The sequence below is a fragment of the unidentified bacterial endosymbiont genome (genome assembly GCF_918797525.1).
Classification (GTDB): Bacteria; Pseudomonadota; Gammaproteobacteria; order Enterobacterales; family Enterobacteriaceae; genus Enterobacter.
The window spans coordinates 1,613,818-1,635,925 of the sequence record NZ_OU963893.1; the positions used below are offsets into that span (position 1 = coordinate 1,613,818).

The window sequence follows — 22,108 nt, forward strand, 5'->3', positions numbered from 1 at the left end:
TTATGCACGAGAATCAACAACCACAGACCGAGGCTTTTGAGCTCAGTGAAGCAGAACGTGCCGCCATTGAGCACGAGATGCACCACTACGAAGACCCGCGTGCGGCGTCCATTGAAGCGCTGAAAATCGTACAGAAACAGCGTGGTTGGGTGCCGGATGGGGCGATCTACGCGATCGCAGAAGTGCTGGGTATTCCGGCAAGTGACGTAGAGGGCGTAGCCACCTTCTACAGCCAGATTTTCCGTCAGCCGGTGGGCCGCCATGTGATCCGCTACTGTGACAGCGTGGTTTGTCACATTACCGGTTATCAGGGCATTCAGGCGGCGATTGAGCAGAAGCTCAATATCAAGCCGGGCCAGACCACTTTTGATGGGCGCTTTACTCTGCTGCCCACCTGCTGCCTGGGTAACTGCGACAAGGGGCCGACCATGATGATTGATGAGGACACGCACAGCCATCTGACGCCGGAAGCCATTCCTGACCTGCTGGAGCAGTACAAATGAAAACGGTAATTCGTACTGCTGAAACGCATCCGCTGACCTGGCGTCTGCGCGATGACAAACAGCCGGTATGGCTTGAAGAATACGAAAGCAAAAACGGCTATGCCGGCGCACGTAAAGCCCTCGGCGGCCTGGCGCCGGATGAAATCGTCAATGCGGTGAAAGACGCCGGCCTGAAAGGGCGCGGCGGCGCGGGCTTTTCCACCGGTCTGAAGTGGAGCCTGATGCCGAAAGATGAATCTATGAACATCCGTTACCTGCTGTGTAACGCCGATGAAATGGAGCCTGGCACCTATAAAGACCGCCTGCTGATGGAGCAACTGCCGCACCTGCTGGTGGAAGGCATGCTGATCTCCGCGTTTGCGCTCAAAGCGTACCGTGGCTATATCTTCCTGCGCGGCGAGTACATCGAAGCGGCGCAAAACCTGCGTCGGGCGATTGCGCAAGCCACCGAAGCGGGCCTGTTGGGTAAAAACATCCTCGGTACCGGTTTTGACTTTGAACTGTTCGTGCACACCGGGGCCGGGCGTTATATCTGCGGGGAAGAGACCGCGCTGATTAACTCCCTCGAAGGCCGCCGCGCGAACCCGCGTTCCAAGCCACCGTTTCCGGCAAGCTCTGGCGTATGGGGTAAACCGACCTGCGTTAATAACGTCGAAACCCTGTGTAACGTCCCGGCGATCCTCGCCAACGGCGTGGAGTGGTATCAGGGCATCTCCTCAAGTAAAGATGCCGGAACCAAGCTGATGGGCTTCTCCGGGCGCGTGAAGAACCCCGGCGTCTGGGAGCTGCCGTTTGGCACCACCGCCCGCGAAATCCTTGAAGACTACGCCGGCGGTATGCGCGACGGGCTGAAATTTAAAGCCTGGCAGCCGGGCGGGGCGGGGACCGATTTCCTGACCGAAGCCCACCTTGACCTGCCAATGGAGTTCGAAAGTATTGGTAAAGCAGGCAGCCGTCTGGGTACCGCGCTGGCGATGGCCGTCGACCACGAGATAGGCATGGTCTCGCTGGTGCGCAACCTGGAAGAGTTCTTCGCCCGCGAGTCCTGTGGCTGGTGTACACCGTGCCGTGATGGTCTGCCGTGGAGCGTGAAGATCCTGCGTGCTATCGAGCGTGGTGAAGGTCAGCCGGGCGATATCGAGACACTTGAGCAACTGTGTCGATTCTTAGGGCCGGGTAAAACCTTCTGTGCCCACGCACCGGGCGCCGTTGAGCCACTGCAAAGCGCGATTAAATATTTCCGCGACGAATTCGAAGCAGGCATCAAGCAGCCGTTCAGCAATACCCATTCAATCAATGGTATTCAGCCGAACCTGCTGAAAGCGCGCTGGTAAAAGCAGAATTTTGATTAACGCTCGGTTTCGACCGAGCCAACTGGAAGCATGCTAATGGCTACGATTCATGTAGACGGCAAAGAATATGAAGTCAACGGGGCGGACAACCTGCTGGAAGCTTGTCTGTCTCTTGGCCTTGATATTCCGTACTTTTGCTGGCATCCGGCGCTGGGCAGCGTCGGTGCTTGCCGCCAGTGTGCGGTGAAGCAATATCAAAACGCGGAAGACACGCGTGGTCGCCTGGTGATGTCCTGTATGACGCCAGCCGCCGAAGGCACCTTTATTTCGATTGATGACGAAGAAGCCAAACAGTTCCGCGAAAGCGTGGTGGAGTGGTTAATGACCAACCACCCGCATGACTGTCCGGTCTGTGAAGAGGGCGGTAACTGCCACCTTCAGGATATGACCGTGATGACCGGTCACAGCTTCCGTCGCTATCGCTTTACCAAACGTACTCACCGTAACCAGGACCTGGGGCCGTTCGTCTCTCACGAAATGAACCGCTGTATTGCCTGCTACCGCTGCGTGCGTTACTACAAAGATTACGCAGACGGTCAGGATCTGGGCGTGTATGGCGCCCATGACAACGTCTACTTCGGCCGTCCGCAGGACGGTACGCTTGAAAGTGAATTCTCCGGCAACCTGGTGGAAATCTGCCCGACCGGCGTCTTCACGGACAAAACCCACTCCGAGCGCTACAACCGTAAGTGGGACATGCAGTTTGCGCCAAGCATCTGCCAGCAATGCTCGCTGGGCTGTAACACCAGCCCGGGTGAACGTTATGGCGAACTGCGTCGTATCGAAAACCGCTACAACGGTACCGTTAACCACTACTTCCTCTGCGACCGCGGTCGTTTTGGCTATGGCTATGTGAACCTGAAAGACCGTCCGCGTCAGCCGGTTCAGCGCCGTGGCGACGACTTCATTACCCTGAACGCCGAGCAGGCGATGCAGGGCGCGGCGGATATTCTGCGCCAGTCGAAGAAAGCGATCGGTATCGGCTCCCCGCGCGCCAGCATCGAAAGCAACTTCGCGCTGCGCGAGCTGGTTGGAGCGGAAAACTTCTATACCGGCATCGCCCAGGGCGAGCAGGAACGTCTGCAACTGGTGCTGAAAGTGCTGCGTGAGGGCGGTATTCACACCCCTGCGCTGCGCGAAATCGAATCTTACGATGCGGTTCTGGTGCTGGGTGAAGACCTGACGCAGACCGGCGCTCGCGCGGCTCTGGCGGTTCGCCAGGCGGTGAAGGGTAAAGCACGTGAAATGGCGGCAGCCCAGAAAGTGGCTGACTGGCAGATTGCGGCCATCCTTAACATCGGCCAGCGCGCGAAGCATCCGCTGTTCGTGACTAACGTTGACAGCACCCGTCTGGACGACATCGCCGCGTGGACCTATTGCGCGCCGGTGGAAGATCAGGCACGTCTTGGTTTTGCCATCGCACACGCCCTGGACAACACCGCGCCGGCGGTTGAACTGGATCGCGATTTGCAAAACAAGGTCGACGTGATTGTTCAGGCCCTGGCGGGTGCGAAGAAACCGCTGATTATTTCGGGTACTAACGCCGGAAGCGCGGAAATCATTCAGGCCGCAGCAAACGTTGCCAAAGCCCTGAAAGGCCGCGGCGCGGACGTTGGTGTGACCATGATTGCCCGCGCGGTGAACAGCATTGGTCTGGGTATGATTGGCGGCGGCTCGCTGGAAGAAGCGTTACGCGAGCTGGAATCCGGCTCTGCAGATGCCGTTGTGGTGCTGGAAAACGACCTGCATCGCCACGCGTCTGCCGCACGCGTTGATGCCGCGCTCTCCAAAGCCCCGCTGGTGATGGTTATCGACCATCAGCGCACGGCGATTATGGACAAAGCGCACCTGGTGCTCTCTGCGGCAAGCTTCGCCGAAAGCGACGGTACGGTTATCAACAACGAAGGCCGCGCGCAGCGCTTCTTCCAGGTATACGACCCGGCCTACTACGACAACAACACCCTGATGCTGGAAAGCTGGCGCTGGCTGCACTCCCTGCACAGCACCGTGCAGAGCCGTGAGGTGGACTGGACGCAGCTCGACCACGTTATCGACGCAGTGGTAGAAAAACTGCCGCAACTGGCAGGCATTAAAGATGCTGCGCCTGACGCAAGCTTCCGTATTCGTGGCCAGAAACTGGCGCGTGAACCGCACCGTTACAGCGGTCGTACCGCGATGCGTGCCAACATCAGCGTGCATGAACCGCGTCAGCCGCAGGATAAAGACACTATGTTCGCCTTCTCGATGGAAGGGAACAACCAGCCGTCTGCGCCGCGCTCTCAGGTTCCGTTCGCCTGGGCGCCGGGCTGGAACTCCCCGCAGGCATGGAACAAGTTCCAGGCTGAAGTGGGCGGCTCCCTGCGCCACGGCGATCCGGGCGTGCGTCTGATTGAAGCCTCTGAAACCGGTCTGGACTTCTTTACTACCGTTCCGGCGAGCTTCGAGGCCCAGGACGGTAACTGGCGTATTGCGCCGTACTACCATCTGTTTGGTAGCGATGAGCTATCCCAGCGTTCTCCGGTCTTCCAGACCCGTATGCCGCAGCCGTACATCAAGCTCAACCCGGCGGATGCCTTAGAGCTTGGCGTCAGCGCGGGGGCGAGTATCGCCTTCAGCTACGATGGCCAGACAATCAGTCTGCCGCTGATTATCTCTGAGGGTCTGACAGCGGGGCAGGTCGGTCTGCCGATGGGTATGCCTGGTATCGCGCCTTTCCTTGCGGGTGCGCGTCTTGATAACCTGCAGGAGGCAAAAGCATGAGTTGGTTAACGCCGGATCTTATCGACATCCTGCTGAGCATTTTGAAAGCGATTGTTATCCTGCTGGTGGTGGTCACCTGCGGCGCGTTCATGAGCTTCGGTGAACGTCGTCTGCTCGGTCTGTTCCAGAACCGTTATGGGCCGAACCGCGTGGGCTGGGGAGGGTCACTTCAGCTGGTCGCGGACATGATCAAGATGTTCTTCAAAGAGGACTGGATCCCGAAATTCTCGGATCGCGTGATCTTTACGCTGGCACCGATGATCGCCTTTACCTCGCTGCTGCTGGCGTTTGCTATCGTTCCCGTCAGCCCGACGTGGGTTGTCGCTGACCTGAACATCGGCATTCTGTTCTTCCTGATGATGGCGGGCCTCGCGGTTTACGCGGTGCTGTTCGCAGGCTGGTCCAGTAACAACAAATACTCCCTGCTGGGTGCGATGCGTGCATCTGCCCAGACGCTGAGCTACGAAGTGTTCCTTGGGCTCTCGCTGATGGGCGTGGTGGCGCAGGCCGGTTCATTCAACATGACCGACATCGTCAACAACCAGGCCGACATCTGGAACGTTATTCCGCAGTTCTTTGGTTTTGTCACCTTTGCAATCGCGGGCGTGGCGGTGTGTCACCGTCACCCGTTTGACCAGCCAGAAGCCGAACAGGAACTGGCCGACGGTTACCACATTGAATATTCCGGCATGAAGTTCGGTCTGTTCTTCGTGGGCGAGTACATCGGTATCGTCACCATTTCGGCGTTGATGGTAACGCTGTTCTTTGGTGGCTGGCATGGCCCGTTCTTACCGCCGTTCATCTGGTTCGCGCTGAAAACCGCGTTCTTCATGATGATGTTCATTTTGATTCGTGCGTCGTTACCGCGTCCTCGTTATGACCAGGTAATGTCCTTCGGCTGGAAAGTGTGCCTGCCGCTGACGCTCGTCAACTTGTTGGTAACGGCCGCTGTCATTCTCTGGCAGCAGCCATAAGGGGCTTTGAGATCATGACCTTAAAAGAAATATTGGTAGGCACCGGTACCCAGTTGCGCAGCATCTGGATGATCGGCCTGCATGCGTTTGCCAAACGTGAAACCCGGATGTACCCGGAAGAGCCGGTATACCTGCCGCCGCGCTACCGTGGCCGTATCGTGCTCACGCGCGATCCGGACGGTTCAGAGCGCTGCGTGGCCTGTAACCTGTGTGCGGTAGCGTGTCCGGTAGGCTGTATCTCCCTGCAAAAAGCAGAGACGGTAGACGGCCGTTGGTACCCTGAGTTCTTCCGCATCAACTTCTCACGCTGCATTTTCTGCGGTCTGTGTGAAGAAGCGTGCCCAACCACGGCGATTCAGCTCACTCCAGACTTCGAGCTGGGTGAGTACAAGCGTCAGGACCTGGTGTACGAGAAAGAGGATCTGCTGATTTCCGGTCCGGGCAAATACCCGGAATATAACTTCTACCGGATGGCGGGTATGGCAATCGACGGCAAAGATAAGGGCGAAGCAGAGAACGAAGCCAAGCCTATCGACGTCAAGAGCCTGTTACCGTAAGGAGAGGGCAATGGAATTCGCTTTTTATATCTGTGGCCTTATCGCCATCCTGGCTACGCTGCGAGTGATCACGCACACCAACCCGGTGCATGCGCTGCTGTACTTAATCATCTCGCTGCTGGCCATTTCCGGGGTGTTCTTTGCGCTAGGCGCGCACTTCGCCGGTGCGCTGGAAATCATCGTCTACGCCGGGGCCATCATGGTGCTGTTCGTGTTCGTGGTGATGATGCTGAACCTGGGCGGCTCTGAAATTGAGCAGGAACGTCAGTGGTTAAAACCGCAGGTGTGGGTAGGCCCGGCAATTTTGTCGGCCATCATGCTGGTAGTGATCGTCTACGCCATTCTGGGCGTGAACGATCAGGGCATCGACGGCACGCCAATCAGCGCCAAGGCTGTTGGTATTGCGCTGTTCGGTCCATACGTTCTGGCGGTTGAACTGGCCTCTATGCTGCTGCTGGCGGGCCTGGTTGTTGCCTTCCACGTGGGCCGCGAAGAGCGAGCAGGGGAAGTGCTGAGCAACCGCCCTGATGACCGCGCGAAAAGAAAAACGGAGGAGCGCGCATGATCCCCTTAACACATGGACTGATCCTCGCGGCGATGTTGTTCGTTCTGGGTTTAACTGGTCTGGTTATCCGCCGCAATCTGCTGTTTATGCTGATTGGTCTGGAAATCATGATTAACGCCTCCGCGCTGGCCTTCGTGGTCGCCGGGAGCTACTGGGGCCAGGCCGACGGTCAGGTGATGTACATCCTCGCCATCAGCCTCGCGGCTGCGGAAGCGAGTATTGGCCTGGCGCTGTTGCTGCAGCTCCATCGTCGCCGCCAGAACCTGAACATCGATTCAGTAAGTGAGTTGCGTGGATGAACATGCTTGCCTTAACCATTATTTTTCCGCTGATTGGCTTCGTGCTGCTGGCGTTTTCTCGCGGCCGCTGGTCTGAGAACCTGTCGGCAACCGTCGGCATTGGCGCTATCGGTCTGTCTGCGCTGGTCACGGCGTATGCGGGGATCGATTTCTTCAACAATGGACGTCAGGCCTACAGCGTGCCGCTGTGGAACTGGATGTCGGTCGGTGATTTCAACATCGGATTCAACCTGGTGCTGGATGGTCTCTCGCTGACCATGCTCTCCGTGGTGACCGGCGTGGGCTTCCTGATCCACATGTTCGCCTCCTGGTATATGCGCGGTGAAGAGGGGTACTCCCGCTTCTTCGCCTACACCAACCTGTTTATCGCCAGCATGGTGGTTCTGGTGCTGGCCGATAACCTGCTGCTGATGTATCTCGGCTGGGAAGGCGTGGGCCTGTGCTCTTACCTGCTGATCGGTTTCTACTACACCGATCCGAAGAATGGCGCAGCAGCGATGAAAGCGTTTGTCGTGACCCGCGTAGGTGACGTCTTCCTCGCTTTTGCGTTGTTCATTCTCTACAACGAACTGGGCACGCTAAACTTCCGCGAAATGGTGGAACTGGCGCCGGCGCATTTCGAAGCGGGCAACAACATGCTGTGGTGGGCAACGCTGATGCTGCTGGGTGGCGCGGTGGGTAAATCCGCGCAGTTGCCGTTGCAGACCTGGCTTGCCGATGCGATGGCAGGCCCGACGCCTGTTTCCGCGCTGATCCACGCCGCGACCATGGTGACCGCTGGTGTCTACCTGATTGCGCGTACCCATGGTCTGTTCCTGATGACCCCGGAAATTCTGCATCTGGTGGGGATCGTCGGTGCGGTGACGCTGGTGCTGGCGGGCTTTGCCGCGCTGGTGCAAACCGACATCAAACGCGTGCTCGCCTACTCCACCATGAGCCAGATTGGTTACATGTTCCTGGCCCTGGGCGTTCAGGCGTGGGACGCGGCGATTTTCCACCTGATGACGCACGCGTTCTTTAAAGCGCTGCTGTTCCTCTCATCCGGTTCGGTGATCCTCGCCTGCCACCACGAGCAGAACATCTTCAAGATGGGCGGACTGCGCAAATCCATTCCGCTGGTTTACGTCTGCTTCCTGGTGGGCGGCGCGGCGCTGTCGGCGCTGCCGTTAATTACGGCGGGCTTCTTCAGTAAGGATGAGATCCTGGCCGGCGCCATGGCGAATGGCCATATCAATCTGATGGTTGCGGGTCTGGTCGGCGCGTTCATGACCTCCCTGTACACCTTCCGTATGATTTTCATCGTCTTCCACGGTAAAGAACAAATTCACGCTCACGCAGGGAAGGGGATCACCCACCACCTGCCGCTGATGGTGCTGCTGGTACTCTCCACCTTCGTTGGCGCGATGATTGTGCCGCCGCTGCAGGGTGTACTGCCGGCCACAACCGAGCTTGAGCACGGTCGCGTTCTGACGCTTGAAATCACCTCCGGCGTGGTCGCTATCGCGGGCATCCTGATTGCTGCCTGGCTGTGGCTGGGCAAACGCACGCTGGTGACCGCCGTTGCCAACAGTGCGCCGGGCCGTCTGCTGAGTACCTGGTGGTACAACGCGTGGGGCTTCGACTGGTTGTACGACATGATCTTCGTTAAGCCTTTCCTGGGCATTGCGTGGCTGATTAAACGTGACCCGCTGAACGCTTTGATGAATATCCCGGCGATCCTGTCTCGCTTGGCAGGTAAAGGCCTGCTGTTCAGCGAGAACGGTTACTTGCGCTGGTATGTGGCGTCCATGAGCATCGGTGCCGTCGTCGTGCTGGCGCTACTGATGGTATTGCGTTGATCGTTAAGTGAATTTTATTCGAATTCGTTGAAAATCAGGCCCCTACCGGGGGCCTTAAAAAGGAATGCAAATCGCCATGTTACTACCCTGGCTAATACTAATTCCCTTTATCGGTGGTTTTCTGTGCTGGCAGACTGAACGCTTTGGCGTGAAGATGCCGCGCTGGATCGCCCTGATCACCATGGGATTGACGCTCGCACTTGGTCTGCAACTGTGGTTGCAGGGTGGCTACTCACTGACCCAGTCTGCGGGTCTTCCGCAGTGGCAGGACGAGTTCATTCTGCCGTGGATCCCGCGTTTCGGCATTACTGTTCACCTGGCTATTGACGGCCTGTCGCTGCTGATGGTGGTGCTGACCGGCCTGCTCGGCGTTCTGGCGGTACTGTGCTCCTGGCGAGAAATCGAAAAATACCAGGGCTTCTTCCACCTGAACCTGATGTGGATCCTGGGCGGCGTTATTGGCGTATTCCTGGCCATCGACATGTTCCTGTTCTTCTTCTTCTGGGAGATGATGCTGGTGCCGATGTACTTCCTGATCGCGCTGTGGGGCCATAAGGCATCTGACGGTAAAACGCGTATCACGGCGGCAACCAAGTTCTTCATCTATACCCAGGCGAGCGGTCTGGTGATGCTGATTGCGATTCTGGCGCTGGTATTCGTGCACTACAACGCGACCGGGGTCTGGACCTTCAACTACGAAGAGCTGCTGAAAACCCCAATGTCGCACGGCGTTGAATACCTGCTGATGCTGGGCTTCTTTATTGCCTTCGCGGTAAAAATGCCGGTGGTTCCGCTGCACGGCTGGCTGCCAGACGCGCACTCCCAGGCGCCAACGGCAGGTTCCGTTGACCTGGCCGGTATCCTGCTGAAAACCGCGGCCTACGGTCTGCTGCGTTTCGCGCTGCCGCTGTTCCCGAACGCCTCCGCAGAGTTCGCGCCGATTGCCATGTGGCTGGGTGTGATCGGTATATTCTACGGTGCCTGGATGGCCTTCACGCAGTACGACATCAAGCGTCTGATTGCCTACACCTCCGTTTCCCACATGGGCTTCGTGCTGATTGCTATCTACACCGGCAGCCAACTGGCGTACCAGGGCGCGGTTATTCAGATGATTGCGCACGGTCTCTCCGCCGCCGGTCTCTTCATTCTGTGCGGTCAGCTGTACGAACGTCTGCACACCCGCGACATGCGTATGATGGGCGGCCTGTGGGGTAAAATGAAATGGCTGCCAGCGCTGTCCATGTTCTTTGCGGTGGCAACACTGGGTATGCCGGGCACCGGTAACTTCGTCGGCGAATTTATGATTCTGTTCGGCAGCTTCAGGGTGGTGCCGGGCATTACCGTGATCTCCACCTTCGGGCTGGTGTTCGCGTCCGTTTACTCGCTGGCGATGCTGCACAGGGCTTACTTCGGTAAAGCGAAGAGCGAAATTGCAGCCCAAGAACTGCCGGGGATGACGCTGCGTGAGCTGTTCATCATCCTGCTGCTGGTCGTACTGCTGGTGCTGCTGGGCTTTTACCCGCAGCCGATTCTGGATACCTCGCATTCCGCGATGGGCAACATCCAGCAGTGGTTTGTTAATTCTGCTTCTACTACAAGGCCGTAAATTCGCTCATGACGATAACTCCACAACAACTGATTGCGCTGCTACCGCTGCTGATCGTCGGATTGACGGTGGTGGTTGTGATGCTCTCCATTGCGTGGCGACGCAATCACTTCCTGAATGCGACCCTGTCCGTTTTGGGTCTGAACGCTGCGTTGGTTTCCCTCTGGTTTGTTGGCCAGGCGGGCGCGATGGACGTCACCCCGCTGATGCGCGTTGACGGCTTCGCCATGCTGTACACCGGTCTGGTGCTGCTGGCAAGCCTGGCGACCTGTACCTTCGCCTATCCGTGGCTCGAAGGCTACAAAGACAACAAAGAAGAGTTTTACCTGCTGGTACTGATTGCCTCCCTGGGTGGTATTTTGCTGGCCAACGCCAACCATATGGCTGCGCTGTTCCTCGGGATTGAGCTTATCTCCGTGCCGCTGTTCGGCCTGATTGGCTACGCTTTTCGTCAGAAACGTTCTCTGGAAGCGAGCATTAAATACACCATTCTGTCTGCGGCTGCGTCGTCATTCCTGCTTTTCGGTATCGCGCTGGTTTACGCCCAGACGGGTAACCTCTCCTTCCTGGCCATCGGCAAGAGCCTCGGCGACGGCATGCTGCACGAGCCGCTGATGCTGGCGGGTCTGGGCATGATGATTGTTGGCCTCGGCTTTAAACTCTCTCTGGTGCCATTCCATCTGTGGACGCCAGACGTTTACCAGGGCGTGCCGGCTCCGGTTTCGACCTTCCTGGCGACGGCGAGCAAAATCGCTATCTTCGGTGTAGTGATGCGTCTGTTCCTGTACGCGCCGGTCGGTGACAGTGAAGCGGTTCGCGTGGTGCTGGGTATTATCGCCTTTGTGTCGATCATCTTCGGTAACGTGATGGCGCTGAGCCAGACCAACATCAAACGTCTTCTCGGTTACTCGTCTATCTCCCATCTGGGCTATCTGCTGGTGGCGCTGATTGCGCTGCAGAGCGGAGAGATGTCGATGGAAGCTGTGGGCGTGTATCTGGCCGGTTACCTGTTCAGCAGCCTCGGCGCGTTCGGCGTGGTGAGCCTGATGTCCAGCCCGTTCCGTGGCCCGGATGCAGATTCTCTGTTCTCCTACCGTGGCCTGTTCTGGCACCGTCCGATTTTGTCTGCAGTAATGACCGTAATGATGCTGTCGCTGGCGGGTATTCCGATGACGCTGGGCTTTATCGGTAAGTTTTACGTGCTAGCCGTGGGTGTTCATGCCGGTCTGTGGTGGCTGACGGCGGGGGTTGTTATCGGCTCCGCGATTGGTCTTTACTACTACCTGCGCGTTGCCGTGAGCCTGTACCTGAGCGCGCCTTCGCAGCTCACCCGCGATGCGCCGACCAACTGGCAGTATAGCGCCGGGGGGATCGTGGTGCTCATTTCCGCGCTGCTGGTGCTGATCTTCGGTATTTATCCTCAGCCGCTGATTGATATCGTGCAGCGAGCGATGCCGCTGATGTAAAAACAAAAAACCCGCCTCGGCGGGTTTTTTGTTTTCTCCCTCTCCCCGTGGGAGAGGGCCGGGGTGAGGGCACCAGCCCGCACAGAGTAAAACATGCCTAGCGGCGCTACGCTTGCAGGGCCTACGGGTTTTGTAGGTCGGGTAAGCGTAGCGCCACCCGACTAAGCCAGTTGCTTGCGGCTAATCAACGGCCCGTCAATCTTCTTCATCGACCGGTCCAGCACTTCCTCAATCACCGACGACAGCTCGTTCAGCTCAAATTTCGCCACATAGCCGTCCGCCTTCACTTTACGTATATGATCTTCGTTGGCATTGCCCGAAAGCGAGGAGTGGATCACCACCGGAATGTCTTTCAGGAACGGATCGGTTTTAATTTTGCGCGTCAGCGTGAAACCGTCCATCTCCGGCATCTCGAGGTCGGTCAGCACCAGGGCGATTTTATCGGTGATCGGTACACCCTCGGCCTGTGCCTGCGTCGCCAGCGTGCCTATTTTTTCCCACGCGTCTCTCCCGGTGATATGCAACTGCGCCGGGATTTTCATCGCCTGAAGCCCTTTTTCAAGCATTGAGCGAGCCACTTTTGAATCTTCCGCAACAATCGCGACCGAGCCGGGCTTAATGTTGAATGTAGAGGTCTTCAGATTCGTGGCGTGCAGATCGTGGTTGGCCGGGGTGATGTCGTAGAGGATCTGCTCCACGTCCAGCACCATCGCCAGGTCGTTGGTATCGCTCTTCTCGTCCAGGCAGGCAATACTGGTGATGTAACGTCCGCTAACGGCGGTTTCAGCCGCATGGACCTGCTTCCAGTCCAGACGCATGATGTTCTCGACCGACTCCACGGCAAACGCCTGCACACTACGGGCATACTCGGTGATCAGCAGAATGTTCAGTCCGGTTGTCGGCTTACAGCCTGCCACGGCGGCGAGGTCAATCACCGGGATCACCTGGTCGCGAATATTCACCATCCCCATCAGCGGCGACTTCATACCCGCCGGTTTGGTGAATGTTGGCATCGGCACAATTTCGCGCAGCTTAAACACGTTAATGCCAAACAGTTCGGATTTGTTTTCGTTCAAAGAGGCGCCAAGACGGAACAGCAACAGTTCAAAACGGTTCGACAGGGTGAGATTCGCCCTGTCATCAATATCTTTCTGGAAATTATCCATTCTACCCTCAAGAGAAATGCTGACCTTTTACTCGTTATCGGCACCCTGAGGGAAAAATGAAGGACTAAACGCTGACCTGCGCGAAATCTTCCGCCAGCTCACATGCCGGGAAGACCTCCCGACACTCCGCCAGCAGGCTTTCACCACCCCGCGCGTCATAGCGCGAGCTGATGTGGGTAACAATCAATTTCCCCACCTTCGCATCACGGGCAAGCTGCGCCGCCTGGCGCGCAGAACTGTGGCCGCGCCCGTTGGCTTTCTCCTCCATCGCCGATTCCAGCGTGGCTTCATGCACCATCACATCCACGCCCTGCGCAAGCAGTCGGGCAGCAGGGCACGGCGCGGTATCGCCAAAAATCGCCAGCTTCTTACCCGGCTGAGGCTGCGCGAGATAATCCCGACCGTTGATCGCGCGACCATCCTCAAGCGTGATGGTTTCGCCCTGTTTCAGACGCTGGAACAGCGGCCCTGGCTTCACGCCGTCAGCGATTAACGCAGTGGCATCCAGCGCACCGGGTTTGTCATGCGCTTCGATGCGGTAGCCGTAGCACTCAATCGGATGATTAAGCGGTCGGGCGGTCACCTTATAAACGCCGTCATCGAAGACCACACCTTCGGCAATCTCTACGACCTTCAGCGGATAATCTGTCCAGGATCCGCTCAGGCGCAGGGTAGATTCAACAAATTCGGCAATACCTTTAGGCCCGTAGATCGTGAGCGGATGCGTAATACCCGCCATTGAGCGGCTGCACAGCAGGCCGGGCAGGCCAAAGAGATGATCGCCGTGCAAATGGGTGATAAAGATCGTATCCAGCTTGCCCGGATGGTAAGCGGTGCGCAGCAACTGGTGCTGAGTGCCTTCGCCGCAGTCAAACAGCCACAATCCGCTTCGGGTAGGGTGCTGCAAATCCAGCAGGATTGCCGTCACGTTCCGGGAGCGGGTTGGCACGCCGGCGGACGTGCCCAAAAAAATCAGTTCCATAATGCAATCAGCCCTTTGCTGAATGGGAAGGGGTTTAGTATAACGGGAGAAACTCAGCAAGGAGACTGACATGATCCAGTGGCACGATTTACACCACAGCGAACTCACCGTTAATGCGCTGTACGCCCTACTAAAACTGCGCTGCGAAGTGTTTATAGTGGAACAAACCTGCCCGTATCAGGATATCGATGGCGATGACCTGGTCGGCGACAATCGTCACATCCTCGGCTGGCGGGATAACGAACTGGTGGCGTATGCGAGGATTCTGAAAAGCGAAAGCGATTTTGAGCCCGTGGTGATTGGCCGCGTCATTATTAGCGCTAAGGCGCGGGGGGAAAAGCTGGGATATACGTTGATGGAGAAAACGCTGGAAACATGCCAAAAACAGTGGCCGGACAAAGCGTTATACCTCGGCGCGCAGGCGCACCTGCAGCCCTTCTACGCCCATTTTGGCTTCACACCGGTGACGGACATTTATGACGAAGACGGCATTCCCCACATTGGGATGGCGAAAGAAGCGAAACAGGCGTAGTGGCAACTCGTTGACTATAGTTAGCTAACTGGTGAACTAACATGGAGAAAAATATGTCATTTCAATCCTGGGATAACCGTATCGATGACGACCTGGCTTTACTGAGCGAAACGCTGGAAGAGGTGTTACGTTCGTCGGGCGACCCTGCCGATCAAAAATACATTGAGCTGAAAGAACGTGCCGAACAGGCGTTGCACGAGGTGAAATCTCGCGTCAGCCAGGCCTCTGATTCCACCTATTATCGTGCCAAAAAAGCGGTATACCGTGCCGATGATTATGTGCATGAAAAACCGTGGCAGGGGATTGGCATTGGCGCCGCCGCAGGCCTGGTGCTGGGGCTGCTGTTAGCTCGCCGCTAACCCCCTCTCACACGCTTAACCCCTCCCTGTACGTGGGTACTGCACAATATCGTCAGTACCCCGTATACTATGAGGTTTTAGCAGGGAGAGGCTCGCGTGCATTCGATTTTCCTCGCGCTGGAACATCTGCGCAACCAGCTTGTGTCAGCATTACCCGCTACACCCGGTTTACGTCATTTCGACGCCGCTTTCCCGTTAAACGACGCTTTCGACCCGCTGGCATGGCTGGGGGCGCAACACGCATTTCCCCAATTCTACTGGCAGCAGCGTAACGGTGACGAAGAGCTGGCGGCGCTCGGGGCCGTCGCTCATTTTACCTCTCTGGCCAGCGCCTCGCGGTTTTTGCACCAGCAGAATGCGCATCAGGATACCCGAATTTGCGGACTCAACGCCTTCAACCCGCAGCGCGGCAGCCTGTTTTTACCGCGTCTGCTCTGGCGACGAAATGCCGGAACGGCCACCCTGCGCCTGCAGTTGTGGAGTGAGCGCTCGCTCGCCGATGATGCCCGCGCTGCAGAGGACTTTTTACATCAACTGCAAAACGCCAACGCGATCCGCCCGCTCTCTGTGAAGGTTATGCTGGAAACGCACCGTCCGCAAAAAAGCGAATGGCTGCGCCTGGTCCGCCAGGCGACGGACGCCATTGCTCACGGCAATGTTGAGAAGGTGGTACTCGCTCGTGCCACCGATATTGCGTTCAACCAGCCGCTTAACGCCGTGGCGTTGATAGCCGCCAGCCGGGCGCTGAATTTCAATTGCTACCACTTCTGCATGGTATTTGATGCCCGCAACGCCTTTCTCGGCTCAACGCCTGAGCGTCTGTGGCGGCGTCGCGGTACGCTGCTACGCACGGAAGCGCTGGCGGGAACGGTTGCCAGCCATACTGACGAAAAACAGGCCCAGCGCCTTGGCGACTGGCTGATGAAAGACGATAAAAATCAGCGTGAAAATATGCTGGTTGTGGAAGATATCTGCCAGCGATTGCAAAACGCTACCCTAACGCTGGAAGTCTTGCCCGCTCAGGTTGTCCGGCTGCGAAAAGTTCAGCATCTGCGCCGCTGCATCTGGACGGAGCTGGATGACGCCAGCGATGAGCTTTGCCTGCAATGGCTCCAGCCAACGGCGGCGGTTGCTGGCCTGCCGCGTCAGGCTGCACGTGAATTCATTGATAAAGTGGAACCTTTTGATCGTGAATGGTACGCCGGTTCCGCGGGCTATTTATCCCCAGAACAAAGTGAATTCTGCGTGGCGTTACGTTCCGCCCGCGTTGAGGGTAGCGCCCTGCGGCTGTACGCCGGGGCGGGGATTGTCAGTGGATCTGACCCGGAACAGGAGTGGCAGGAGATAGAAAACAAAGCCGCGGGGCTGCGTTCTCTGCTCCTTAGGGATTAATACTGTTTCGCGCAATCCCGATTCATATCAAAATAGCGAATTTTTCTATTATTTATACTGTGTCGTATTCTTGATACCGGACAATCTCATGTCAGTAAGTTCTTTTAACCGACGCTGGGCGACGGTGATCCTCGAAGCCCTGACTCGCCATGGCGTAAGGCATGTGTGCATTGCGCCGGGTTCTCGCTCCACCCCATTGACGCTGGCGGCGGCGCAGAACCAGGCCTTTATTCATCACACCCATTTTGACGAGCGCGGGCTTGGCCATCTGGCTTTGGGGCTGGCGAAAGTCAGCAAACAGCCTGTGGCGGTGATTGTTACCTCCGGTACCGCGGTGGCGAACCTCTATCCGGCCATTATTGAAGCCGGGCTAACCGGGGAAAAACTGATCCTGCTGACGGCAGATCGCCCGCCGGAGCTTATCGACTGTGGCGCGAACCAGGCGATTCGCCAGCCGGGTCTCTTCGCTTCTCACCCTTCGCAGACGATCTCGCTACCTCGTCCGACGCGGGACATACCCGCCAGCTGGCTGGTATCGACGCTCGATCATGCTGTGGCGTCATTGCACGGCGGCGCGCTACATATCAACTGTCCGTTTGCCGAGCCGTTGTACGGTGAAATGGATGACGCGGGGCTGGCCTGGCAGCAATCACTCGGCGACTGGTGGGAAAGCGAAACCCCGTGGCTGCACGGGCAGACGCATCTGGAAAGTGCGAAACAGCGCGACTGGGTCTTCTGGCGACAAAAGCGCGGCGTGGTCGTTGCCGGGCGCATGAGTGCCGCCGAAGGAAAACAGGCTGCCGAATGGGCGCAAACGCTGGGCTGGCCGCTGATTGGCGATGTGCTGTCTCAGACCGGGCAACCCTTACCCTGTGCCGATCTTTGGCTCGGCAACGCCAGGGCCGTAACCGAGCTTTCGCAGGCGCAGATTGTGGTCCAGCTTGGCGCAAGCCTTACCGGCAAACGGCTGCTGCAGTGGCAAGCGACCTGCGCGCCGCAAGAGTACTGGCTGGTGGATCAGCTGGAAGGGCGGCTCGATCCGGCGCACCACCGCGGGCGCCGCCTGGTCAGTGAGATTGCTGCCTGGCTGGAACGGCATCCGGCTGAAAAACGTAAACCCTGGGCCGTTGCGATCCCGGAACTTTCACGCCAGGCGTGGGCGCTCACCCGTGCGCGGTGCGAAGGTTTTGGTGAAGCGGAGCTGGCGCATCGCATCCGTCATTGTCTGCCTGAGCAAGGGCAGCTGTTTGTCGGCAATAGCCTGGTGGTACGCCTGATTGATGCCTTCTCACAGCTTCCTGCGGGATACCCGGTATACAGTAATCGCGGCGCCAGCGGGATTGATGGGTTAATCTCTACGGCGGCGGGCGTACAGCGCGCCAGCGCCAAATCGACCCTGGCGATCGTCGGCGATCTCTCGGCGCTGTATGACCTTAATGCCCTGGCGCTGCTGCGCCAGGTCCCGGCGCCGTTTGTGTTGATCGTGGTAAACAACAATGGCGGGCAGATTTTCTCCCTGCTGCCGACGCCGCAAAATGAACGTGAACGTTTCTATTTGATGCCGCAGAACGTACAGTTTGAACATGCCGCAGCGATGTTTAGCCTGAAATATCATCGTCCGCAAAGCTGGGCTGAGCTTGACGCGGCGCTGAACACCGCCTGGCGACAGCCCGGCGCAACGCTGATAGAGCTGGTGGTGAACGATGCCGACGGCGCGCAAACGCTGCAGCACCTGCTGGCGCAGGTAAGCCACCTATGATCCTCGCAGGCGCGCAGCAGACCGGGAGACCAGGCAACCCCTGGCTGGTCTTTTTGCATGGTTTCTCCGGCGATGGCCGCGAGTGGCAGCCGGTTGGCGAGACGCTAAGCGATTACCCCCGGCTGTATCTTGATTTGCCCGGACACGGGCGCTCCGCCGATGTCACGGTATCCAGTTTCGCACAGACCAGTGAATTACTCACCCGCACCCTTATTAGTTACAACATACTTAACCACTGGCTGGTGGGGTACTCCCTCGGCGGCCGTATTGCGATGTATCACGCCTGCCGGCAGCCGAAAGGGCTATGCGGCGTGGTGGTGGAGGGTGCACATCCTGGCCTGCAGGATGCCCGTGCGCGCGCGGCCCGGTTCGGATCCGATCGTATCTGGGCGAGCCGTTTTCGCACGGAGCCGCTGGATAACGTCTTCGCCGACTGGTATCAACAGCCGGTGTTTGCCGCCCTGACGGATGCACAGCGTAAGGCGCTGGTTAGCCTGCGCAGCCAGAATCATGGCGTAAACCTGGCGGCGATGTTTGAGGCCACAACCCTCGCCGCACAGCCCGATTTGCGGGCTGCCCTCCGCGCGCGGGATTTCCCTTTTTACTTTCTCTATGGCGAACGGGATAGCAAGTTCGCGGCCATCGCCGCCGGACTGCATGCTGAGCGCCATGTTATTCCCCACGCCGGACACAATGCCCATCGGGAAAACCCCGAGGCGGTTGCTGCGTGTCTGGCTCAGATACTGCGTCTTCGAACAAAGGACACTCTATGATCTATCCTGATGAACATATGCTGTATGCGCCAGTTGAATGGCAAGACTGCTCCGAAGGCTACACCGACATTCGTTACCACAAATCCGCCGACGGCATTGCCAAAATCACCATCAACCGCCCGCAGGTGCGTAACGCCTTCCGCCCGCTGACCGTCAAAGAGATGATTCAGGCCCTGGCGGATGCGCGCTATGACGACAACATCGGCGTGATTATTCTGACTGGCGAAGGGGACAAAGCCTTCTGCTCAGGGGGCGATCAGAAAGTGCGTGGCGACTACGGCGGATACCAGGATGACGCAGGTACCCACCACCTGAACGTGCTCGATTTCCAGCGCCAGATCCGCACCTGCCCAAAACCGGTTGTCGCTATGGTCGCAGGCTTCTCCATCGGCGGCGGTCACGTGCTGCACATGATGTGTGACCTGACAATTGCCGCCGAGAACGCCATCTTTGGCCAGACCGGCCCGAAAGTTGGCTCCTTCGACGGTGGCTGGGGCGCATCGTATATGGCGCGTATCGTCGGGCAGAAGAAAGCCCGCGAAATCTGGTTCCTGTGCCGTCAGTACAACGCCGAGGAGGCGCTGGATATGGGCCTGGTCAACACCGTAGTGCCCGTTGCTGAGCTGGAAAAAGAGACCGTGCGCTGGTGTCGTGAAATGCTGCAAAACAGCCCGATGGCGCTGCGCTGCCTGAAGGCGGCACTGAATGCCGACTGCGACGGTCAGGCTGGTCTGCAGGAGCTGGCGGGCAATGCCACCATGCTGTTCTACATGACCGAAGAGGGCCAGGAAGGACGCAACGCGTTTAATGAAAAACGCCAGCCGGACTTCAGCAAATACAAACGGAACCCGTAATGCGGCGCGCGCAGGTTTACCGCTGGCAGATACCGATGGACGCGGGCGTGGTGCTGCGTGAACGGCGGTTACAAACCCGTGACGGTTTTTTGCTGCATCTCCGGCACGGCGAGCGGGAAGGGTGGGGCGAAGTCTCGCCGTTGCCGGGCTTTAGCCAGGAATCGCTGGATGATGCGCAATCTGCCCTGCTGGCCTGGACGCGCGGGTGGCGTGAAGGCGCCTGCCCGCAACTGCCGGAGGTGCCTTCCGCCGCCTTCGGCATCAGCTGTGCGCTGGCAGAGCTTGACGGCAGTTTGCCTGACGCGGCCAATTATCGCGCCGCACCGCTCTGCACCGGCGACCCGGATGCGCTTTTTGCGTTGCTTACCGCCATGCCTGGCGAGAAAGTGGCGAAAATCAAAGTCGGGTTGTACGAGGCGGTACGCGACGGCATGGTCGTTAACCTGCTGCTGGAAGCCATTCCCGATCTGCGCCTGCGGCTGGATGCTAACCGGGCCTGGACCCCGCTCAAGGCGCAGCAGTTTGCAAAGTATGTCAACCCGGCGTACCGCAGCCGCATCGCCTTTCTGGAAGAGCCGTGCAAAACCCGCGACGACTCCCGCACCTTTGCCCGGGAAACGGGTATCGCCATTGCGTGGGATGAAAGCCTGCGCGAGCCTGATTTTGCGTTTGTCGCCGAGCCGGGCGTGAGTGCGGTGGTGATCAAACCGATGCTCACCGGCAGCCTGGCGAAGGTCCGCGAGCAGGTCGCGGCGGCCCATGCTTCAGGGCTGACGGCGGTGATCAGCTCCTCTCTTGAGTCCAGTCTTGGCCTGACGCAGCTGGCGCGCATCGCTGCATGGCTGACCCCGGATACCATCCCGGGCCTCGATACGTTGAGCCTGATGCAGTCCCAGCTTATCCGCCAGTGGCCGGAAAGCCCGCTGCCGTGCCCCGGCGTTGAGGCGCTGGAGCCGCTGCTATGAGTTTTACCGACTGGCCGTGGCGGTACTGGCGCATGCAGTGGGCCGATAAACCCGCCCTGCGCCTGAACGACGAGACGCTCAGCTGGCGGCGGCTCTGCGCGCGCGTGGAGGGGCTTGCGGCAGGGTTCCAGCACCAGGGGCTACGCGAGGGCGACGGCGTGCTGCTGCTGGGCCATAACCACCCCCAGACGCTACTGGCGTGGCTGGCGCTGCTGCAGTGCGGCGCACGCATCCTGCCCGTTAACCCGCAGTTGCCGCCTCCGCTACTGGATGTATTACTCCCGCAGATGACGCTGCGCTTTGCGCTGGTGCTGGACGGGCATTACGACGGACTGACGGCGTTGAACATGGCTGAGCAGACGGGGGCGGGCGGCGTGGCGTGGCAGCCGGAGCGGCTGGCGTCCATGACCTTAACTTCTGGCTCCACCGGCGTGCCTAAAGCGGCGGTGCATAGCTGTGCGGCGCATCTGGCCAGTGCTGCAGGCGTGCTGGCGTTGATGCCCTACGGCGATGACGACGACTGGCTGCTTTCGTTGCCGCTTTTTCACGTCTCCGGCCAGGGCATTTTGTGGCGCTGGCTACTTGCCGGGGCGCGCCTGACTGTGCGCGACAAACGGCCGCTGGAGCAAGGGCTTGCGGGCTGTACGCACGCCTCGCTGGTCCCGACCCAGCTCTGGCGTCTGCTCAACAGCGAAAGCCAGGTCGCCCTGAAGGCGGTATTACTTGGCGGTGCGGCTATTCCCGTTGAGCTGACGCAAACGGCCCGCGAGAAGGGGATACGCACTTACTGCGGCTACGGTCTGACGGAGTTTGCCTCAACCGTCTGTGCCAAAGAGGCGGACGGCGAGCCGGACATTGGCCGCGCGCTGCCTGGCAGAGACGTGCGGGTGGTTGACGGTGAAGTGTGGCTCAGGGCGCAAAGCATGGCGGCGGGCTACTGGCGGGACGGGGAATTGCTGCCGCTGACGAACGCGCAGGGCTGGTTCGCCACCCGCGATCGCGGCGAATGGCGTAACGGCCGTCTGACCATCCTCGGGCGGATGGATAATCTCTTTTTCAGCGGTGGAGAAGGGATCCAGCCGGAAACCGTGGAGCGGATCATCGCCACTCACCCGCAGATAAACCAGGTGTTCATTGTCCCGCTGGACGACGCCGAGTTTGGTCAGCGACCCGTTGCGGTGGTGGAGTGCGAGCCCGGCGCCGATATTGCGTCCTTCCCGGAGTGGGTGAAGGGCAGGCTGGCGCGTTTTCAACAACCCGTGCGCTGGCTGATATTACCGACTGAGCTAAAAAATGGCGGGATAAAAGTGTCGCGTCGGGCTCTGCAGCAGTGGGTAAATGCCTCCTTCAAGCGATAGTTTTACTTGCCGTGGTTTCAAATAGTTACAAACTTATCGTCTGGCGCA

At 58.6% G+C, this 22,108-nt stretch carries 20 protein-coding genes; 18 read left to right on the plus strand and 2 right to left on the minus strand.

The window, feature by feature from the left end:
- Positions 1-2 precede the first annotated feature (2 nt).
- From nuoE to nuoN, 10 genes are all read left to right on the plus strand, one after another.
- Positions 3-503, plus strand: coding sequence for an NADH-quinone oxidoreductase subunit NuoE (gene nuoE / locus NL510_RS07720; protein WP_148242330.1), 501 nt, complete (start codon positions 3-5; stop codon positions 501-503).
- On the plus strand, positions 500-1,837 hold the full coding sequence (gene nuoF / locus NL510_RS07725; RefSeq protein ID WP_253383208.1) for an NADH-quinone oxidoreductase subunit NuoF: 1,338 nt from the start codon (positions 500-502) through the stop codon (positions 1,835-1,837). Before nuoE ends, nuoF begins: the two co-directional genes overlap by 4 nt.
- A 54-nt stretch (positions 1,838-1,891) precedes the next feature.
- A complete protein-coding gene (nuoG, locus tag NL510_RS07730; RefSeq protein WP_253383211.1) occupies positions 1,892-4,615 on the plus strand; it encodes an NADH-quinone oxidoreductase subunit NuoG in 2,724 nt (907 codons plus the stop codon).
- Entirely contained in the window at positions 4,612-5,589 is a 978-nt protein-coding gene (gene nuoH, locus NL510_RS07735) for an NADH-quinone oxidoreductase subunit NuoH (protein ID WP_253383213.1), read from the plus strand. Before nuoG ends, nuoH begins: the two co-directional genes overlap by 4 nt.
- 14 nt (positions 5,590-5,603) lie before the next feature.
- The gene (gene nuoI / locus NL510_RS07740) at positions 5,604-6,146 is read left to right on the plus strand and encodes an NADH-quinone oxidoreductase subunit NuoI (protein ID WP_225758355.1); all 543 of its coding nucleotides are present in this window, start codon (positions 5,604-5,606) and stop codon (positions 6,144-6,146) included.
- A 10-nt stretch (positions 6,147-6,156) separates the two neighbouring features.
- The gene (nuoJ, locus tag NL510_RS07745) at positions 6,157-6,711 is read left to right on the plus strand and encodes an NADH-quinone oxidoreductase subunit J (protein WP_253383215.1); all 555 of its coding nucleotides are present in this window, start codon (positions 6,157-6,159) and stop codon (positions 6,709-6,711) included.
- On the plus strand, positions 6,708-7,010 hold the full coding sequence (nuoK, locus tag NL510_RS07750; RefSeq protein ID WP_253383217.1) for an NADH-quinone oxidoreductase subunit NuoK: 303 nt from the start codon (positions 6,708-6,710) through the stop codon (positions 7,008-7,010). Before nuoJ ends, nuoK begins: the two co-directional genes overlap by 4 nt.
- The gene (nuoL, locus tag NL510_RS07755; RefSeq protein WP_253383219.1) at positions 7,007-8,848 is read left to right on the plus strand and encodes an NADH-quinone oxidoreductase subunit L; all 1,842 of its coding nucleotides are present in this window, start codon (positions 7,007-7,009) and stop codon (positions 8,846-8,848) included. Before nuoK ends, nuoL begins: the two co-directional genes overlap by 4 nt.
- 76 nt (positions 8,849-8,924) lie before the next feature.
- On the plus strand, positions 8,925-10,454 hold the full coding sequence (gene nuoM, locus NL510_RS07760) for an NADH-quinone oxidoreductase subunit M (RefSeq protein WP_253383222.1): 1,530 nt from the start codon (positions 8,925-8,927) through the stop codon (positions 10,452-10,454).
- 8 nt (positions 10,455-10,462) lie between these two features.
- Entirely contained in the window at positions 10,463-11,920 is a 1,458-nt protein-coding gene (gene nuoN / locus NL510_RS07765) for an NADH-quinone oxidoreductase subunit NuoN (protein ID WP_253383224.1), read from the plus strand.
- Positions 11,921-12,081: 161 nt separating this feature from the next.
- On the opposite strand, the gene NL510_RS07770 is transcribed toward nuoN, so the two are convergent.
- Positions 12,082-13,086 (minus strand): chemotaxis protein, encoded by a 1,005-nt coding sequence (locus NL510_RS07770; protein WP_253383226.1) that lies wholly within the window; start codon positions 13,084-13,086, stop codon positions 12,082-12,084.
- A 64-nt stretch (positions 13,087-13,150) separates the two neighbouring features.
- On the minus strand, positions 13,151-14,068 hold the full coding sequence (gene rnz / locus NL510_RS07775) for a ribonuclease Z (protein ID WP_253383228.1): 918 nt from the start codon (positions 14,066-14,068) through the stop codon (positions 13,151-13,153).
- Between the two features lie 70 nt (positions 14,069-14,138).
- Here rnz and NL510_RS07780 point away from each other — a divergent pair, with 70 nt between their 5' ends.
- From NL510_RS07780 to menE, 8 genes are all read left to right on the plus strand, one after another.
- A complete protein-coding gene (locus tag NL510_RS07780) occupies positions 14,139-14,600 on the plus strand; it encodes a GNAT family N-acetyltransferase (RefSeq protein WP_253383230.1) in 462 nt (153 codons plus the stop codon).
- A gap of 53 nt (positions 14,601-14,653) precedes the next feature.
- Entirely contained in the window at positions 14,654-14,959 is a 306-nt protein-coding gene (gene elaB / locus NL510_RS07785) for a stress response protein ElaB (protein WP_253383232.1), read from the plus strand.
- A gap of 96 nt (positions 14,960-15,055) precedes the next feature.
- The gene (gene menF, locus NL510_RS07790; protein WP_253383241.1) at positions 15,056-16,351 is read left to right on the plus strand and encodes an isochorismate synthase MenF; all 1,296 of its coding nucleotides are present in this window, start codon (positions 15,056-15,058) and stop codon (positions 16,349-16,351) included.
- 88 nt (positions 16,352-16,439) lie between these two features.
- Positions 16,440-18,110 (plus strand): 2-succinyl-5-enolpyruvyl-6-hydroxy-3-cyclohexene-1-carboxylic-acid synthase, encoded by a 1,671-nt coding sequence (gene menD / locus NL510_RS07795; RefSeq protein ID WP_253383243.1) that lies wholly within the window; start codon positions 16,440-16,442, stop codon positions 18,108-18,110.
- Positions 18,107-18,883: a 2-succinyl-6-hydroxy-2,4-cyclohexadiene-1-carboxylate synthase gene (gene menH, locus NL510_RS07800; protein ID WP_253383245.1), complete on the plus strand. Its 777-nt coding sequence runs from the start codon at positions 18,107-18,109 to the stop codon at positions 18,881-18,883. The genes menD and menH overlap by 4 nt, the downstream gene beginning before the upstream one ends.
- Positions 18,880-19,737 carry a 1,4-dihydroxy-2-naphthoyl-CoA synthase gene (menB, locus tag NL510_RS07805; RefSeq protein WP_253383247.1) on the plus strand — a complete coding sequence of 286 codons (858 nt, stop codon included), beginning with the start codon at positions 18,880-18,882 and terminating at the stop codon, positions 19,735-19,737. The genes menH and menB overlap by 4 nt, the downstream gene beginning before the upstream one ends.
- On the plus strand, positions 19,737-20,702 hold the full coding sequence (gene menC / locus NL510_RS07810; RefSeq protein ID WP_253383249.1) for an o-succinylbenzoate synthase: 966 nt from the start codon (positions 19,737-19,739) through the stop codon (positions 20,700-20,702). Before menB ends, menC begins: the two co-directional genes overlap by 1 nt.
- Positions 20,699-22,060 (plus strand): o-succinylbenzoate--CoA ligase, encoded by a 1,362-nt coding sequence (gene menE, locus NL510_RS07815; RefSeq protein WP_253383251.1) that lies wholly within the window; start codon positions 20,699-20,701, stop codon positions 22,058-22,060. The genes menC and menE overlap by 4 nt, the downstream gene beginning before the upstream one ends.
- Positions 22,061-22,108 lie beyond the last annotated feature (48 nt).

What these genes read in the sequence shown, in the direction of transcription:
- rnz (WP_253383228.1), bottom strand. Translation starts at nt 14,068, where the DNA reads ATGGAACTGATTTTTTTGGGCACGTCCGCCGGCGTGCCAACCCGCTCC.
- NL510_RS07780 (WP_253383230.1), top strand. Translation starts at nt 14,139, where the DNA reads ATGATCCAGTGGCACGATTTACACCACAGCGAACTCACCGTTAATGCG.
- nuoG (WP_253383211.1), top strand. Translation starts at nt 1,892, where the DNA reads ATGGCTACGATTCATGTAGACGGCAAAGAATATGAAGTCAACGGGGCG.
- elaB (WP_253383232.1), top strand. Translation starts at nt 14,654, where the DNA reads ATGTCATTTCAATCCTGGGATAACCGTATCGATGACGACCTGGCTTTA.
- nuoI (WP_225758355.1), top strand. Translation starts at nt 5,604, where the DNA reads ATGACCTTAAAAGAAATATTGGTAGGCACCGGTACCCAGTTGCGCAGC.
- nuoN (WP_253383224.1), top strand. Translation starts at nt 10,463, where the DNA reads ATGACGATAACTCCACAACAACTGATTGCGCTGCTACCGCTGCTGATC.
- nuoM (WP_253383222.1), top strand. Translation starts at nt 8,925, where the DNA reads ATGTTACTACCCTGGCTAATACTAATTCCCTTTATCGGTGGTTTTCTG.
- menB (WP_253383247.1), top strand. Translation starts at nt 18,880, where the DNA reads ATGATCTATCCTGATGAACATATGCTGTATGCGCCAGTTGAATGGCAA.
- menC (WP_253383249.1), top strand. Translation starts at nt 19,737, where the DNA reads ATGCGGCGCGCGCAGGTTTACCGCTGGCAGATACCGATGGACGCGGGC.
- NL510_RS07770 (WP_253383226.1), bottom strand. Translation starts at nt 13,086, where the DNA reads ATGGATAATTTCCAGAAAGATATTGATGACAGGGCGAATCTCACCCTG.
- menD (WP_253383243.1), top strand. Translation starts at nt 16,440, where the DNA reads ATGTCAGTAAGTTCTTTTAACCGACGCTGGGCGACGGTGATCCTCGAA.
- menH (WP_253383245.1), top strand. Translation starts at nt 18,107, where the DNA reads ATGATCCTCGCAGGCGCGCAGCAGACCGGGAGACCAGGCAACCCCTGG.
- menE (WP_253383251.1), top strand. Translation starts at nt 20,699, where the DNA reads ATGAGTTTTACCGACTGGCCGTGGCGGTACTGGCGCATGCAGTGGGCC.
- nuoL (WP_253383219.1), top strand. Translation starts at nt 7,007, where the DNA reads ATGAACATGCTTGCCTTAACCATTATTTTTCCGCTGATTGGCTTCGTG.
- nuoE (WP_148242330.1), top strand. Translation starts at nt 3, where the DNA reads ATGCACGAGAATCAACAACCACAGACCGAGGCTTTTGAGCTCAGTGAA.
- nuoF (WP_253383208.1), top strand. Translation starts at nt 500, where the DNA reads ATGAAAACGGTAATTCGTACTGCTGAAACGCATCCGCTGACCTGGCGT.
- nuoJ (WP_253383215.1), top strand. Translation starts at nt 6,157, where the DNA reads ATGGAATTCGCTTTTTATATCTGTGGCCTTATCGCCATCCTGGCTACG.
- nuoH (WP_253383213.1), top strand. Translation starts at nt 4,612, where the DNA reads ATGAGTTGGTTAACGCCGGATCTTATCGACATCCTGCTGAGCATTTTG.
- nuoK (WP_253383217.1), top strand. Translation starts at nt 6,708, where the DNA reads ATGATCCCCTTAACACATGGACTGATCCTCGCGGCGATGTTGTTCGTT.